This is a genomic window from Pseudomonas sp. BRM28 (genome assembly GCF_002939405.1).
Classification (GTDB): Bacteria; Pseudomonadota; Gammaproteobacteria; order Pseudomonadales; family Pseudomonadaceae; genus Aquipseudomonas; species Aquipseudomonas palmensis.
Map to the genome: position 1 here is coordinate 1,166,329 of NZ_PEFV01000001.1, position 16,025 is coordinate 1,182,353.

Below are 16,025 nucleotides of genomic sequence, written 5' to 3' on the forward strand. Positions count from 1 at the left end.
AGGCCGTTGTGGCTAGCGTACAACTCGCTGATGGCGTACTGAACTACCGGCTCGACGGGCCCGAGGGCGCACCGGTGCTGGTGCTGTCCAACTCGCTGGGCACCGACCACACCATGTGGGACCCGCAACTGCCGGCATTTGCCGCGCATTTTCGGGTACTGCGCTACGACACCCGCGGGCATGGCCAGTCGCTGGTGACCGAGGGGCCGTACAGCATCGAGCAACTGGGGCGTGACGTGCTGGCACTGCTGGACGCGCTGAAGATCGAGCGGGCGCATTTCTGCGGCCTGTCCATGGGCGGGCTGATCGGGCAGTGGCTGGGCATCCATGCCGGCGAGCGCCTGAACCGCCTGATCGTGTGCAACACCGCAGCCAAGATCGGCAACGACGAGGTGTGGAACCCGCGCATCGACATGGTGCTGCGCGACCGCGAGGCGGCGATGGTGGGGCTGCGCGACGCCTCCATCGAGCGCTGGTTCACCAAGGCCTATGCGCAGGCCAACCCGGACCAGGCCAAGCGCATCACCGACATGCTGGCGGGCACTTCGCCCGATGGCTATGCGGCCAACTGCGGCGCGGTGCGCGATGCGGACTTCCGGGACCAGCTGGGTGAGATCAAGGTGCCGCTGCTGGTGATTTCCGGCAGTGCCGATGCGGTCACGCCGCCGGCTGGCGGGCGCTTCATCCAGGAACATGTGGTGGGTGCCGAGTATGCCGAGTTCCAGGCGGCGCACCTGTCCAACGTTGAAGTCGGCGCGCCGTTCAGCCGCCGCGTGATCGATTTTCTGCTGGCCCGCTGAGGAGTAGGTTGTGGACGAAAAACAACGTTACGAGGCCGGCATGCAGGTGCGGCGTGCGGTACTGGGCGATGCCCATGTGGACCGCAGCCTGAGCAACCTCACCGAGTTCAACGGCGAGTTCCAGGAAATGATCACCCGGCACGCGTGGGGCGATATCTGGACGCGGCCGGGGTTGCCACGCCATACCCGCAGCCTGATCACCATCGCGATGCTGATCGGCATGAACCGCAATGAAGAGCTGAAGCTGCACTTGCGGGCGGCGGCGAACAATGGCGTGACCCGCGAAGAGATCAAGGAAGTGCTGATGCAGAGCGCGATCTATTGCGGGATCCCGGCGGCCAATGCCACGTTCCACCTGGCGGAGTCGGTGTGGGATGAACTGGGCGTCGAATCCCGCGCCTGATCTTCAGGGCCTCTTCGCCAGCAAGGCTGGCTCCTACAGTGTGTGCGTGCCGTTGTAGGAGCCGGCCTTGCCGGCGAATGGGCCTTCAGATTGCCGCCTTTTTCGAGCGACTACCCACCGGCCCCGCATTCGCCTCGATCGACCGCTTCAACTCCCCGCGCAACCCCAGCACGAACGCCATCTCCGCCACCACGAACAACGGCCCCACGATCAGCCCGCTGATGTCGTCCACAAACGCCGGCTTGCGCCCCTCGTAATAGTGGCCGACGAACTGGATCACCCATCCCACCACGAACAGCCCCAGCCCCGCACTCAGCCACACCAGCGTGCTCTGAACCGCCAGTACCTGCCCGGCCCACAGGCACAAGCCCAGCAACACGCTCATCAGCAACCCGAAGCGGGTGTCCAGGCGCAGGTAGAACCACGCCGACCACAGCGCCACCAGCAATGCAGGCGACAGCCACACCCCGCCCAATGCCATGCCCGGACGCGACAGCAGCACCGTGACCGCCACCACGATCAGCGGGATACCCACGAAGTGCGTGGCGATGTTGCGTGGGTCGCGGTGGTAGGCCGCGTATTGACTCAGGTGCTCGACGAGGCTTTTCATTGTTGTTCCTCCTGTAGGATTGCCCGAGCTTGCCCTGCGCAGGCACCGTCGTCTGTCGGCTAGCCGACAGTGTCACCACGAGGCCCCCGATGAACGCTTCAACCTTGCGCCAGGGTCACTGGTTCAAACAGTTGCCCGTTACCCTGCAGGATAGCCTGCTGCACCTGGCCCGGCCCGTGAGCCTGGAGGCCGGCGCCTGCCTGTTCCAGCGCGGCGACCCGCCTTGCGGACTGTACGCGGTGCTCGATGGCGCCATCCGCATCGGTGCGGTCAGCGCCCAGGGCAAGGAGGCGGTGCTGACCCTGATCGAGGCCCCGCACTGGTTCGGCGAGATCTGCCTGTTCGACGACCAGCCACGTACCCACGACGCCTATGCAGAAGGTGCCACCCACCTGCTGCGGGTGCCCCAGGGCGCGCTGGTGAAATTGCTGGATGCGCAACCGCATTACTGGCGTGAATTCGCCTTGCTGATGAGCCACAAGCTGCGCCTGGCCTTTGTCGCGCTGGAGCAGCAGAGCCTGATGAGTGCCGCGCCGCGGGTGGCCTACCGGCTGCTGCAGATCGCCGCCGGTTACGGCGAAGTGGAGGGGGCCAGGAGGGTGTTGCAATTGTCCCAGGAGCAACTGGCGCTGATGCTCGCGCTGTCGCGCCAGACCACCAACCAGATTCTCAAGGCGCTGGAGCAGGATGGCGTGCTGCGCCTGAGCTACGGCGAGATCGAGATTCTCGACCCCGCGCGCCTGGCACTGATGGCTAATCCGGCTGGAACGGCGACTGGCTGAGGATCACCCCGGTTTCCTCGACGTACTTCTGCCATTCGCCGAGCAGGGCCTGCAGTTTTGCCGGCTGCGCCTGCGCCAGGTCGTGGACCTCGCCGGGGTCGATGCTCAGGTCGTACAGTTGCCAGGTGGCCGGCCCCACCGGGCCCGGAATGTACACCGCCTTCCAGTGCCCCTGGCGAATAGCCCGGCGCCCGAACAGCTCCCAGCCGGTGACGGTGTGCTCGTCGTGTACCTGCTCGGTCTCGCCCGACAGGTAGCCCAGCCACGACTTGCCGCGCAGCGGCGCCACGTCGCGCCCGCGCCAGCGTTTGCCCGGGTGGCGGATGCCGGCCAGGTCCAGCAGGGTCGGGGTGATGTCCATCACGGTGCTGAACTGATGGCTGACCTGCCCCTGGCGCGCCAGTGCCGGGTAGTGCAGCAGGGCCGGCACGCGAATGCCGCCTTCGGTGGTGAAGGCCTTGAACAGCCGCGACGGTGCGGTGGCCGCCTGGGCCCAGTGCGGGCCGTACCACACGTAGGAGTTGGCGCGGCCGATGTTGTCCAGGCTGTTGTCGTAGTGCTGGTCCAGGTAGCTGGCCAGGTGCGGGCCGAACTTGGGGAAGGCTTCGAGCAGCGCGCCCTCGGCACCGTTGTCGGACATGAACAGCACCAGGGTGTTGTCCAGCAGGCCCTGGTTGCGCAGGTAGCCGAGCACCCGGCCGATGTTCCAGTCCATGCGCTCGACCATCGCCGCGTACACCTCCATGGCGCGTGCCGAGCGCTGGCGCTGTTCGTCGCTCAGCGCCTGCCATTGTTCATCCACCGGGTGCGCCTGCACCTCGGCGCCGATCAGGCCCAGGGCGCGCAGTTTTTCCAGGCGCTCCTGGCGCAGCACCTCGGGCCCGGCGTCGTAGCGCCCCTTGTAGCGCGCCACCACCTCGGCCGGCGCCTGCAACGGCCAGTGCGGCGCGGAGAACGGCAGGTAGGCGAAGAACGGCCGGCTCTGGTCGCGCTCCTTGAGGTACTGCAGCAACTTGTCGCCGAAGGCGTCGGAGGAATAGAAGCCTTCGGGTAGCGCTTCGACGAAGGTGTCGTCCTCGATGTACAGCGCCGGGGTCGATTTGAGCAGGCCGGGGGTGTGTTCGTCGTAGGTGGGTTCGAAGCCATAGTGGTTGGCCGCGCCCGGCAGCAGCGCGAACGAACGTTCGAAGCCTCGCGCATGTGGCGCCAGCTCGGCCTTCAGGCCCAGGTGCCACTTGCCGCTCATCAGTGTCTGGTAGCCGGCCTCGCGCAGCAGCTCGGGCAGCGCCACCACGCGGTCATTGAGGTAACCCTCGTAGCCCGGCTTGCCGATCAGCTCCGGGGTCAGCGCCTCGGCCATGGTGCCGATGCCGGCGATGTGGTGGTCGGTGCCGGTCAGCAGCATCGAGCGGGTCGGCGAGCAGGTGGGCGCGGTGTGGAAGTCGGTCAGGCGCAGGCCGGCAGTGGCCAGGGCGTCCAGGTGCGGCGTGGCGATTTCGCCGCCGAAGGCACCCAGGTCGGAAAAGCCCAGGTCGTCGGCAACGATGATCAGGAAGTTGGGGCGTTGGCTCATGGTCGGCACTCAGCAGGCAAGGTAGGTCAGGGGCAGGTCGCGGATCTGCTCCACGGCGGGCGGCAGGTAGCGCTCGTCGTGGGTCAGTTCGTGCAGCAGGGTTTCGCGCAGGCGGTGGAACGCCAGGCTGGCGCGCTGGCGTGGGTGCGGCAGGTCGACCTCGACGATGCGCTTGATCCGCCCCGGGCGCGGTTCGAGCACCACCACGCGGTCGGCCAGGAATATCGCTTCCTCGACATCGTGGGTCACCAGCAGGGTGGTGATGCGCGCCCGTTCGCGAATGGCCAGCAGTTCGTCCTGCATCTGCTGGCGGGTAAGGGCGTCGAGGGCGCCGAAGGGTTCGTCCAGCAGCAGGATGCGCGGGCTGGCCACCAGCCCGCGGGCAATCGCCACGCGCTGGGCCATGCCGCCCGAGAGCTGGTGCGGGTAGGCCTGGGCAAAGTCTTCGAGGCCCACCAGGCTGATGAAGTCGGCCACCCGCCGGGCGCGCCGGGTGCGCTCCAGGCCCTCGTTGACCAGGCCCAGGTCGATGTTCTCGGCCACCGTCAGCCAGGGGAACAGGCGGTGCTCCTGAAACACGATGCCGCGCTCGCTGCCGATGCCGTGCACCGGCTGGCCGTCGATCAGAATCTGCCCCTGGTACTCGGCGTCCAGGCCCACCAGCAGGCGCAGCAGGGTGGACTTGCCGCAGCCGCTGGCGCCGACGATGGCGACGAATTCGCCGTCGGCGATCTGCAGGTTGAAATCGCGGATCGCTTCCAGTTCGCCGTCGGCCACGCTGAAGCGCTTGCCGACCTGGTTGAAGCTGACCCGTGGGTGAGCGAGTGCGTTCATGCCCGTCTCCAGCGCGTGGCGCGCAGTTCGATGTGTTGTCCGACGGCGCCGAGCAGGGCGCCGGTGAGGCCGACCAGCAGCATGCCGGCCATGATCAGGTCCATGCGCAGCAGTTGCTGGGCGCCGATCATCAGGCTGCCGATGCCGCCGCCGGACGGCATGAAGTACTCGGCGCCGATGGTGCCCAGCCAGGCGTAGATCAGGCCGACCCGCAACCCGGCGAAGATGCCCGGCGCGGCGCCCGGCAGCACCAGCCTGCGCAGGCGCTGGGCACCGCTCAGGCGCAGCACGCGGGCGGCTTCGTCGAGCTGCGCAGGCAGGCTGGCAACCGCGCGCTGGGTGGCGATGAACAGCGGGAAGAATGCCGCCAGGCCGACGAATACCCATTTGGCCAGTTCGCCCAGGCCGAACCAGGCGGTCAGCAGCGGTACCCAGGCGAAGATCGCGATCTGGCGCAGTCCGGCCAGGCTCGGGCCCAGCAGGCGCTCGGCGCGGCGCGACAGGCCCAGCATCAGGCCGAAGGCAAAGCCCAGGCTGCCGCCCAGCAGCAGGCCGCCCAGCGCTCGCCCGACGCTGACGGCCAGCGCGCCGCTCAAGGTGCCGTCGAGCACGCCGGCCCAGGTGCTGTGCACCACCTCCAGCGGCGCCACCAGGATGTTCGCATCGACCCAACCGTACTGGCTTGCCAGTTGCCACAGCACCAGCAGCGCCAGCGGCAGGCCCAGGGCATGCAGGCGCTGCCAGCCACGCAGCGGGCGCACCCGCAGTTGTGCGGTGGCCGGGTGCGGCCAGTGCAGCAGGCGCCGGTCGAGCCAGCCCAGGCCGCGGTCCATCAGCAGCCCGAGCACGCCGATCACGGCGATGCACACGAACACGATGTCGAGCATGAACAGTTGCCGTGCCCACACCATCAGGTAGCCCAGGCCTTCGCTGGAGGCCAGCAGCTCGACCGCCAGCAGCGAGGTCCAGCCGGCCGCCAGTGCCAGGCGCACACCGGCCAGAAACGCCGGCAGCGCAGCGGGAAGGATCAGCCGGCGAACCAGCAGGTGCGTGGGCAGGCGCAGTACCGCCGCCGCTTCGCGCAGGCGCGGTTGGGCATCGCGCACGCCCACCAGGGTGTGCAGGGTCACCGGCACGATCACCGCCTTGACCAGCACCACCAGCTTGAGCACTTCGCCGATGCCGAACAGCACCATGAACAGTGGCACCCAGGCCAGCGTGGGGATCTGCGCCAGGGCGTTGAAAGTCGGCAGTACCAGGCGTTCGGCGCGCTGGCTGAAGCCCAGCCAGGCGCCGAGCACCGCACCGGCCCCGACCCCGACCACCAGCCCCAGCAGCAGGCGTTGCAGGCTGATGGCCAGGTGCGCCCACATCTCGCCGCGACCCAGTTCCACGGCGCTGTCCCATACCAGCGCAGGCGGTGGCAGTATCTGCTCGCTCATCCAGTGGTTGCGGCTGGCCAGCCACCACACCGCCGCCAGCAGCAGGGGCAGATACCAGGCTTGCAGGCGCTGCCAGGGCAGGCTGCGCAGACGCGGCAGGCCAGGGGCGGGGGCCAGTGAGGAAAGGGCGGTACGGGTCATGCAGGCCTCGCTATTTGTATATTTCTTATGGGTATATGCAGAAGAAATTACATTCGATTGAGCGATAAGAACTGCATTTAAAGCCGCTGACTCGCCGCGCAGCCAATGCATTCGAAGCATATTTTGGTTGTGTGCAATGCATACCCCGCAGGGCCGGGCCTGACAGGGCTTATATGTAATCTGGTTATTAAAATGTAATTTAATAGTATTTAAAGATTGGCATCCGCTATGGGTAGCGTGGCCGCACCATTACAAGGAGCTGTGTGCCATGAACCTGTCGATCAATCGTGTTTTCAGCCTGTTCGCCACCCCCGCACTGGCCGCCGTGATCGGCTGGATGCCGACACTGGCGCAGGGCGCCGAGCTCAAGCAGATCCGCATCGCGGTGCCCGACCTGAGTGCCGGCACCCAGCATTCGGGCGGTGGCATCACCGACGTGCTGCAACAGCAACAGCTGCTGGAGAAAGCCTTCGCCGCCGACGGCATCAGCATCCAGTGGAACTACTTCAAGGGTGCGGGGCCGGTCATCAACGAGGCGTTCGCCAATGGCCAGGTGGACTTCGCCTACCTGGGCGACCTGGCGGCGATCATCGGCAAGGCCAATGGCGTCGACACCCGCCTGGTGGCCGCCACCGCGCGCGGGGTCAAACACTACCTTGGGGTGGTGCCGGGCAGCGGCATCAAGACCCTGCAGGACCTCAAGGGCAAGCGCGTGGCGGTGTTCCGTGGCACCGCCACGCAGCTTTCGTTCGATGCCGCGCTGGCCAGCCAGGGCCTGAGCGAGAAGGACCTCAAGGTCATCAACCTGGATTTCAGCGCGGCTATCGCCGCCCTGGCGGCCAGGCAGATCGACGCCACCTGGGGCTCCACCGGCATCAGTGCGCTGGCCGATCGCGGCCTGGCCGAACTGCCGCTCAATACCCGCGATCTGGGCGGGGCGGGCAATGTGCAGGCGGTGCTGGTGGCCGCCGGTGCCTTCGTCGATGCGTACCCGGCAGTGGTCGAGAAGTTCGTCGCCGCGCAGCAGCCGGCGGTGCAATGGCTGACCGACGATGCCAACAAGGACGCCTATATCCAGCTGGTGTCGGAGCGTGCCAGCTACCCGCCGGCGATCCTGCAGCGTGACCTCAGCCAGGAGCGCCTGAGCGCGGTGTTCGACTCGACCCTGGACCCCGACTTTCTCGCCCGCCTGCAAGCCTCGGTGGACCTCGCCGCGCAGCAGCGCCTGATTCGCAAACCGTTCAAGGTCGACCAGTGGCTGGCGCCGCAGGCTACCCGACCAGCGCCTGTGGCGCAGGCTGGCGGTCAAGGTTGATCAGGGTCTCGATCATCGCCCGCGCCGCAGGGGACAGGCGGTAGCCGCTGCGGCTGACGATGCCGCAGCGGGCATTGAAGCTGTCGAGGTTGGCCGGCAGGTTGCGCCAGTGCAGGCGCACCAGTTCGCCGGCCTGCACCGCCGCGCCGTAGGCCTCTTCGCTGCCGATGCCGATGGCATTGGTGCCGAGCACGATCTTGAGCAGGGTGGGTTGGTGCTCGCTCTGGATCTGCGGCGAAAAGTCGGTCTTGCCGCTGAGGTTGGCCAGCAGTTTGCGCACCCCCGGCGGAATCAGCGAACAGGCCAGCGGGTAGTCGAACATGTCGTTGGTCGACAGGCTGTCCTTGGCCAGCAGCGGGTGCCCGGGGCGGCAGAAGAACAGGCCGCGGCGCGGGGTCAGGGCCAGGGTCTGGAAGTTGGGGTCGGCTTCGAAGTGGCGGATGTCGGCGACGAAGAACTCGATCTCTTCGCGGCTCAGCGCCCGGCTGAGCTTTTCCCAGTTTGAGACCTCGAAATGCGTGCGCACCTTGGGGTGGGCGTTGATGAACTGCGCCACCGCCTGCGGCACCAGGTTCACCGCTGGCGCGGGGCCGCAGCCAAAGCGCAGCTCGCCGGCATCGAGCTTGGTCATCTGCTGCACCTCGCTGCTCAACTGCGCCGCGCCCTGCACCAGGCGCAGGGCGTGCTGCAGCACCACCTGGCCTTCGGGCGTGGGGCGCAGATCCTTGTTGGCGCGGTCCACCAGCACACAGCCGAACTCCTGCTCCAGGCCCTGGATACTGCGGCTGAAGGCGGGCTGGGTGATGCCCATGGCGTCGGCGGCGCGCACGAAACTGCGGTGTTCGGTGAGGGCGATGAAGTAGCGCAGTTGGCGAAGATCCATATGCTTTTCCGGCATTCCAAAAATAGGGCGAAGGTATTTGCCGCCCCGGGAGTCTGGGTTTTAAATGCAAGCTCTTATTCCGTCAATGAAGCACTTGTATATCTGTTAGAGCTTATTTGCATATAGATAGCGCCAGAGTTTCATCGGCACTTACCGTGACGCAACCGATGAGGGACGAACCATGAGCAACACCGCATTTGCCGCAGCACCTGTCAGCCATGCGCTGGAGATTCATCCGGTGGCCGGGCGCATCGGTGCCGAAATTAGTGGGGTGACACTGGGCGCCGACCTGGCCCAGGCGGTGGTGGAGGCGATCCAGGCCGCGCTGGTGCAGCACAAGGTGATCTTCTTCAGGGGCCAGACGCAGCTGGACGACCAGACCCAGGAAGCCTTCGCGCACCTGCTGGGCGAGCCCATCGCGCACCCGACTGTGCCGGTGCGCGACGGCACCCGCTACCTGCTGGAACTCGATGGCGGGCAAGGGCGTCGGGCCAACTCCTGGCACACCGACGTGACCTTCGTCGAAGCGTACCCCAAGGCGTCGATCCTGCGTTCGGTGGTGGCGCCGGCGTCGGGGGGCGATACGGTGTGGGCCAATACCGCCAGCGCGTACGATGACCTGTCACCGGCCTTGCAGGCGCTGGCCGAGCAGTTGTGGGCGGTGCACAGCAACGAGTACGACTATGCCGCGACCAAGCCGAACGTGAGCCTGGAGCAGTTGGAGAACTACCGCAAGGTGTTCACTTCGACGGTGTACGAGACCGAGCATCCGGTGGTGCGAGTGCACCCGGTGAGCGGTGAGAAGCACCTGCTGCTGGGGCATTTCGTGAAGCGCATCAAGGGCTATTCGAAGGCCGATTCGGATCACCTGTTCAACCTGCTGCAGAGCCATGTGACGCGCCTGGAGAACACCGTGCGCTGGCGCTGGCAGGCCGGGGACGTGGCGATCTGGGACAACCGCGCGACCCAGCATTATGCGGTGGATGACTACGGTACCCAGGGGCGCGTGGTGCGCCGGGTGACGCTGCAGGGGGATGTGCCGGTGGGGGTGCAGGGGCAGCGTAGCCGCACGCTGAAGGGGTAATGAGTTTGTAGTGTCTGAACATACCTATTCGCCGGCAAGGCCGGCTCCTACAAGGGTAGCGCGGGCCTGTAGGAGCCGGCCTTGCCGGCGAAGGGGTTCAGAGAAAGCTGATCGGGTAGCTGACGATCAGGCGGTTCTCGTCGAATGCATTGGTGCTGAAGTCGCGGCGCATGGTCGAGTTGCGCCATTTGAACGACAGGTTCTTCAGGCTGCCGGACTGGATCACGTACGCCAGCTCCGATTCCCGCGCCCATTCCTTGCCGTCGCTGACCACGGCGGTGTGCACGTTGTCGCCCTTGATGTAGCGGTTCATCAGGGTCAGCCCCGGCACGCCAAGCCCGGCGAAGTTGAAGTCGTGACGCAGCTGCCAGGAGCGCTCCTTGGCATTGTCGAAGCTGGCGTTGTAGCTGTCGTTGGCCAGGGTGCCGCCACTGGTGCCGTTGACCCGCATCCACAGGTCGTCGCCGCTGACTTTCTGCAGCCCCACGTAGAAGGTGTTGCTGCCATAGCGTGCCGAAAGCAGCGCCGAGGCGGTGCGGTTGTCGAGCTTGCCGGCACGCTCGGCGCCGTCTTCCTTGCCGATGAAGTAGCCCAGGTTGGCGCCCAGGGTCCAGTCGCCCAGCGGCTGGCTGTGCACCAGGTTGATGTATTGCTGGTTGTAGATGTCCTTGAGCTGGGCGTTCCACACCCCGACCAGGGTGCGCTTGTTGTTGAAGGTGTACTCGCCACCGGCAAAGTTGAAGCGGTCGGAGGTGATACCGGCGCGGCCGTTCATGGACATGTCGTCCATGCTCGCGTCGTTGCGCGGGCTGTTGCCGCGAAATTGCCCGGCATACAGGGTCAGGCCGTCGATTTCCTGGGAGGTCAGCTGGCCGCCGCGAAAGGTCTGCGGCAGCGAGCGGCCGTCGTCCGAACGCAGGATCGGCAGTACCGGCATCCATTCGCCGACCTTCAGCTCGGTCTTGGAGACCTTGGCCTTGAGCGCCACGCCCAGGCGTCCGAAGTCATCGGCCGGGCGGCCGTCATCGTGTACCGGCAACAGGTGCGTGCCGGCGGTACCCTTGCCGCCGTCGAGCTTGACCGAGTACAGGCCCAGCACGTCGACGCCGAAGCCGACGGTGCCCTGGGTGAAGCCGGACTTGGCGTCGAGGATGAAACTCTGGGTCCATTCCTCGCCCTTGCCCTGGGGGTTGGCCGGGTCGACGAAGTTGCGGTTGATGTAGAAGTTGCGCAGGTTGAGGCCAACCTTGGCGTCTTCGACAAAGCCCCCTTCGTCGGCCAGGGCGGGCAGGGCGCAGCTCATGGCAAGCAGGCCGGGGAACAGGTGACGTGCGGGCTGGAAAGTGTTCATCGTTAGGGCGTCTCTTGTTTTTATGTTGGGGCGATGGCGGATGGATGGTGCTGTGGCAGGCAGGAGGGAATCAATTCGTTACAGGCGGAATTGGGCGATAACCGAACACTAACTGTCTGGTTACTTTTGGTGGGGGCAGGCTTGCAGGCACAAAAAAGCCCACCGCGAAGGGTGGGCTGTTGTGTCGCCACGCTATCGAATCAACCCTTGGGCGACTCGATCGACGCTTGCTGGCGGGCATCACCGGTGCGCTCGTACCAGCCGCCACCCAGGGCCTTGTACAGGTTGACCTCGCTGACCAGCTGCGACAGCCGGTCGCTGATCAGGGCCTGTTGGGCACTGAACAGGTTGCGCTGGGCATCCAGGAACGTCAGGTTGCTGTCGATACCGATACGGTAGCGACGCTCGGCGAGGCGGTAGTAGTCCTGGTTGGCTTCGACCAGATCACGCTGGGCCTGCAACTGCTCGTTGAAGGTCTGGCGCGCCGCCAGCCCATCGGAGACTTCCTGGAAGGCAGTCTGGATGGTCTTTTCGTACTTGGCGACGTTGATGTCCTTCTGGATCTTCGAGTAGTCCAGGCTTGCACGCAGGCTGCCGGCGTTGAAGATCGGCAGGTTGATCTGCGGCTGGAACAGCCAGGTGCCCGAGCCGCCCTTGAACAGCCCGCCCATGTCGGGGCTCAGGGTCCCGGCGTTGGCGGTCAGGCTGATGCTCGGGAAGAACGCTGCGCGCGCCGCGCCGATGTTGGCGTTGGCGGCCTTGAGCAGGTGCTCGGCCTCCTGGATGTCGGGACGACGCTGCAGCACATCCGACGGCAGGCCGGCCGGCACGTCGGCCAGCAGGTCGCTGTCGAGTTTCATGCCGTTGGGCAGGTTCGCCGGCACGCCGGTGCCGACCAGCACGGCCAGGCTGTTCAGGTCCTGCGCCACCAGGCGCTGGTACTGGGCCAGCTTGACCCGTGCGCCCTCGACCGAGGTACGCGCCTGGCTCAGGTCCAGGGCCGAGGCCACGCCGACTTCGCTGCTGCGACGGGTCAGGGCATAGCTCTGCTCGTAGGTCTTGAGCGTGTCTTCGGTGAGCGTCAGCAGCTCCTTGTCGGCCTGCCAGGTGAAGTAGGCGTTGGCCACGCTGGCCACCAGGCTGATCTGCGTGGAACGACGCGCCTGTTCACTCGACAGGTAGGTTTCCAGGGCCTGCTCGCTGAGGCTGCGCACCCGACCGAACAGGTCGAGTTCGTAGGCACTCACGCCCAGGGTGGCCGAGTACTGGCTGTTGATGCTCGACTCGCCGGTCTGCGAAACGTTGGCCGGCACCCGCTGGCGGCTGCCGCTGCCGGTGGCCGAGACCGCCGGGAACAGGTCGGCCCGCTGGATGCGGTACTGCGCCCGGTAGGCATCGATGTTCAGCGCGGCGACCCGCAGGTCGCGGTTGTTGACCAGCGAGGTCTGGATCAGTTGCTGCAGCGCCGGGTCATGGAAGAACTGGCGCCAGCCCTGTTCGGCCGCAGCCACGTCGGCCGACTGGGTCGGCGAGTAGGCCGGCCCTTGCGGCCACTGGGCCGCCACCGGCGACTCGGGGGTCTGGTAATCAGGGATCAGCGAGCAGCCACCGAGAATGAAGGCGGTGACTGCCAGGGACAACAGGGACTTACTCATTGCCCGGCCTCATAGCGTGGGGTTTCAGGTTTGGCGTCCTCTTCTTCGGGCTTCTTGCTACCGAACAGCGACGACACGCTTACGAAGAACAGTGGTACCCAGAAGATCGCCAGTACCGTTGCGGTGATCATGCCGCCGATCACACCGGTACCGATGGCGTGCTGGCTGCCGGAGCCTGCACCCGTGGCGATGGTCAGCGGCACCACGCCCAGGATGAACGCCAGCGAGGTCATGATGATCGGACGCAGACGCATGCGGCACGCCTCGATCGCCGCATCGACCAGGCTGCGGCCCTGCTCGTGCAGTTCCTTGGCGAACTCGACGATCAGGATCGCGTTCTTCGCCGCCAGGCCGATGGTGGTCAGCAGCCCCACCAGGAAGTACACGTCGTTGGACAGCCCGCGCATGCTGGCCGCCATCAGCGCACCGATGATACCCAGCGGCACCACCAGCACCACCGCGATCGGGATCGACCAGCTCTCGTACAGTGCCGCCAGACACAGGAACACCATCAGCAGCGACAGCGCGAACAGTGCCGGCATCTGCGAGCCCGACAGCTTCTCTTCGTACGACATGCCGGTCCAGGCGAAGCCGACACCGGCTGGCAGTTGTGCAGCCAGGCGCTCGACCTCGGCCATGGCCTCACCGGTACTGTAGCCAGGGGCTGGCGCACCGAGTACTTCCATTGCCTCGACACCGTTGTAACGCGACAGCTTGGGTGCACCGTAGCTCCACTCGCCGCTGGCGAAGGAAGAGAACGGCACCATCTCGCCGGCGGCGTTGCGCACGTACCACTTCTGCAGGTCTTCAGGGCTCATGCGCGAATCGGCAGTGCCTTGCAGGTAGACCTTCTTGACCCGACCACGGTCGATGAAGTCGTTCACATAGCTGGCACCCAGGGCGATCGACAGGGTGTTGTTGATATCGGCGATGGTCACGCCCAGGGCACTGGCGCGTTCGTCGTCGATGGTCAGCTGGTATTGCGGCTCATCGTTCAGGCCGTTCGGACGTACCTGGGTGAGGATCTTGCTCTGCGCGGCCATGCCCAGGAACTGGTTGCGCGCTTCCATCAGCTTGTCGTGGCCGACGCCGGCGCGGTCCTGCAGGAACACGTCGAAACCGGTGGCGTTACCCAGCTCCAGTACGGCCGGCGGGGCGAAGGCGAACACCATCGCGTCGCGGAAGCTGAAGAAGTGCTGTTGGGCACGGGTTGCCAGGTTGAACACGCTGTTTTCGGCAGAACGTTCACCCCACGGCTTGAGCATGATGAAGGCCATGCCCGAACTCTGGCCGCGGCCGGCGAAGTTGAAGCCGTTCACGGTGAACACCGAGGCCACTGTGTCGGACTCCTTGTCCAGCAGGTAGGCGCGCATTTCGTCGACCACCGCCTGGGTGCGCTCGGCACTGGAACCGGCCGGGGTCTGCACCTGGGCGAACAGTACGCCCTGGTCTTCCTCGGGCAGGAACGCGGTAGGGATACGCATGAACAGCCACACCATGCCCACCACGATCAGGATGTAGGCCAGGAAGTACGGGGCCTTGTGACGCAGGATGTTGCCCACGCCGCGCTCGTAGCTCTGCACGCTGCGGTCGAAGTTGCGGTTGAACCAGCCGAAGAAGCCACGCTTGGCGGTATGGTGCTCGCCTTTCTTGACCGGCTTGAGCATGGTGGCGCACAGCGCCGGGGTGAAGATCAGCGCGACCAGCACCGACAGGCCCATGGCCGACACGATGGTGATCGAGAACTGCCGGTAGATCACGCCCGTGGAGCCGCCGAAGAACGCCATCGGCAGCAGTACCGCCGACAGTACCAGGGCGATACCGACCAGGGCGCCCTGGATCTGGCCCATGGACTTCTTGGTCGCCTCCTTGGGTGACAACCCCTCTTCGGACATCACCCGCTCGACGTTTTCCACCACCACGATGGCGTCGTCCACCAGCAGGCCGATGGCCAGGACCATGGCGAACATGGTCAGGGTGTTGATGCTGAAGCCTGCCGCGGCAAGGATGCCGAAGGTGCCGAGCAATACCACCGGTACGGTCATGGTGGTGATCACGGTGGCGCGGAAGTTCTGCAGGAACAGGTACATCACCAGGAACACCAGCACGATCGCCTCGATCAGGGTGTGGATCACCCCACTGATCGATTCGGTGACCACAGGCGTGGTGTCATACGGGAACACCGCCTTCATGCCAGGCGGGAAGAACGGCTCCAGCTCGGCGATGGTGTTGCGCAGTGCCTTGGCGGTGTCCAGGGCGTTGGCCCCGGTTGCCAGCTTGATCGCAAGGCCGGAGGCCGGCTTGCCATTGAACTGTGCGCTGACGCTGTAGTTCTCGCCCCCCAGGCTGACGTCGGCGACATCGCCCAGGCGGACCTGGGAGCCGTCGCGGTTGACCTTGAGCAGGATCTTCTCGAACTGCTCGGCGGTCTGCAGGCGGGTCTTGCCGATGATGGTGGCGTTGAGCTGCGTGCCGGGCAGGGCAGGCAGGCCGCCCAGCTGACCGGAGGACACCTGCACGTTCTGCGCGGCCACGGCGGTCTTGACGTCCACCGGGGTCAGCTGGAACTTGTTCAGCTTGGCCGGATCGAGCCAGATACGCATGGCGTACTGGGCACCGAACACCTGGAAGTCACCCACACCGGCGGTACGCGAGATCGGGTCCTGCATGTTGGAGACGATGTAGTTCGACAGGTCGTCCTTGGTCATGCTGCCGTCTTCGGACACCAGGCCGATCACCAGCAGGAAGTTCTTCACTGCCTTGGTCACGCGGATACCCTGCTGCTGCACTTCTTGCGGCAACAGCGGGGTGGCCAGGTTCAGCTTGTTCTGCACCTGGACCTGCGCGGTATCAGGGTTGGTACCCTGCTCGAAGGTGGCGGTAATGGTCATGCTGCCGTCCGAGTTGCTCTCGGACTGCACATAACGCAGGTTGTCGATACCGTTGAGCTGCTGCTCGATCACCTGGACCACGGTGTCCTGCACGGTCTGCGCCGAGGCGCCCGGGTAGGTCACGGCGATGGCGATGGCCGGCGGCGCGATGCTCGGGTACTGGTTGATCGGCAACTTGACGATCGACAAGGCCCCGACCAGCATGATCACCAGGGCGATTACCCAGGCAAAGATGGGGCGATCGATAAAGAATCTCGACAT

The 16,025-nt window shown here is 65.7% G+C and carries 13 protein-coding genes; 5 read left to right on the forward strand and 8 right to left on the reverse strand.

Annotated elements, in window-relative coordinates; all coding sequences use genetic code 11:
* The first annotated feature begins 8 nt into the window (after positions 1 to 8).
* Together pcaD and pcaC are read left to right on the forward strand one after the other, a co-directional pair.
* Entirely contained in the window at positions 9 to 800 is a 792-nt protein-coding gene (gene pcaD / locus CR917_RS05540; protein ID WP_054914805.1) for a 3-oxoadipate enol-lactonase, read from the forward strand.
* Positions 801 to 810: 10 nt separating this feature from the next.
* Complete coding sequence (gene pcaC / locus CR917_RS05545) at positions 811 to 1,203, forward strand: 4-carboxymuconolactone decarboxylase (RefSeq protein ID WP_104571989.1); 393 nt, start codon at positions 811 to 813, stop codon at positions 1,201 to 1,203.
* Between the two features lie 85 nt (positions 1,204 to 1,288).
* Here the strand turns inward: pcaC and CR917_RS05550 are convergent, their stop codons facing one another.
* Positions 1,289 to 1,813 carry a DUF962 domain-containing protein gene (locus tag CR917_RS05550; RefSeq protein WP_058540907.1) on the reverse strand — a complete coding sequence of 175 codons (525 nt, stop codon included), beginning with the start codon at positions 1,811 to 1,813 and terminating at the stop codon, positions 1,289 to 1,291.
* Between the two features lie 89 nt (positions 1,814 to 1,902).
* On the opposite strand from CR917_RS05550, the gene CR917_RS05555 reads away from it, so the two are divergent.
* On the forward strand, positions 1,903 to 2,595 hold the full coding sequence (locus CR917_RS05555; RefSeq protein WP_104571990.1) for a Crp/Fnr family transcriptional regulator: 693 nt from the start codon (positions 1,903 to 1,905) through the stop codon (positions 2,593 to 2,595).
* On the opposite strand, the gene CR917_RS05560 is transcribed toward CR917_RS05555, so the two are convergent.
* Genes CR917_RS05560 through CR917_RS05570 form a run of 3 tightly spaced genes read right to left on the reverse strand, consistent with a single transcriptional unit; the run spans position 2,567 to position 6,585 of the window.
* Complete coding sequence (locus tag CR917_RS05560; RefSeq protein ID WP_104571991.1) at positions 2,567 to 4,168, reverse strand: arylsulfatase; 1,602 nt, start codon at positions 4,166 to 4,168, stop codon at positions 2,567 to 2,569. The two genes, CR917_RS05555 and CR917_RS05560, sit on opposite strands and share 29 nt — an antisense overlap.
* Positions 4,169 to 4,177: 9 nt before the next feature.
* Complete coding sequence (locus tag CR917_RS05565) at positions 4,178 to 5,002, reverse strand: ABC transporter ATP-binding protein (RefSeq protein WP_043860759.1); 825 nt, start codon at positions 5,000 to 5,002, stop codon at positions 4,178 to 4,180.
* On the reverse strand, positions 4,999 to 6,585 hold the full coding sequence (locus tag CR917_RS05570; protein ID WP_104571992.1) for an ABC transporter permease: 1,587 nt from the start codon (positions 6,583 to 6,585) through the stop codon (positions 4,999 to 5,001). Before CR917_RS05570 ends, CR917_RS05565 begins: the two co-directional genes overlap by 4 nt.
* A 268-nt stretch (positions 6,586 to 6,853) precedes the next feature.
* Between CR917_RS05570 and CR917_RS05575 the strand changes: the two genes are divergently transcribed.
* Positions 6,854 to 7,900: an ABC transporter substrate-binding protein gene (locus tag CR917_RS05575; protein ID WP_043860761.1), complete on the forward strand. Its 1,047-nt coding sequence runs from the start codon at positions 6,854 to 6,856 to the stop codon at positions 7,898 to 7,900.
* On the opposite strand, the gene CR917_RS05580 is transcribed toward CR917_RS05575, so the two are convergent.
* Entirely contained in the window at positions 7,857 to 8,783 is a 927-nt protein-coding gene (locus CR917_RS05580) for a LysR family transcriptional regulator (protein ID WP_043860762.1), read from the reverse strand. The genes CR917_RS05575 and CR917_RS05580 overlap by 44 nt on opposite strands.
* 181 nt (positions 8,784 to 8,964) lie before the next feature.
* Between CR917_RS05580 and CR917_RS05585 the strand changes: the two genes are divergently transcribed.
* Positions 8,965 to 9,867 carry a TauD/TfdA family dioxygenase gene (locus tag CR917_RS05585; RefSeq protein WP_104571993.1) on the forward strand — a complete coding sequence of 301 codons (903 nt, stop codon included), beginning with the start codon at positions 8,965 to 8,967 and terminating at the stop codon, positions 9,865 to 9,867.
* A gap of 97 nt (positions 9,868 to 9,964) precedes the next feature.
* Here CR917_RS05585 and CR917_RS05590 read toward each other — a convergent pair whose 3' ends face one another.
* The 3 genes from CR917_RS05590 to ttgB form a co-directional block, all read right to left on the reverse strand.
* Positions 9,965 to 11,218, reverse strand: a complete 1,254-nt coding sequence (locus CR917_RS05590; protein WP_058540912.1) for an OprD family porin — start codon at positions 11,216 to 11,218, stop codon at positions 9,965 to 9,967.
* Positions 11,219 to 11,418: 200 nt separating this feature from the next.
* Positions 11,419 to 12,873 (reverse strand): AdeC/AdeK/OprM family multidrug efflux complex outer membrane factor, encoded by a 1,455-nt coding sequence (locus CR917_RS05595; protein WP_043860765.1) that lies wholly within the window; start codon positions 12,871 to 12,873, stop codon positions 11,419 to 11,421.
* A complete protein-coding gene (gene ttgB / locus CR917_RS05600; RefSeq protein ID WP_043860766.1) occupies positions 12,870 to 16,025 on the reverse strand; it encodes a multidrug efflux RND transporter permease subunit TtgB in 3,156 nt (1,051 codons plus the stop codon). Before ttgB ends, CR917_RS05595 begins: the two co-directional genes overlap by 4 nt.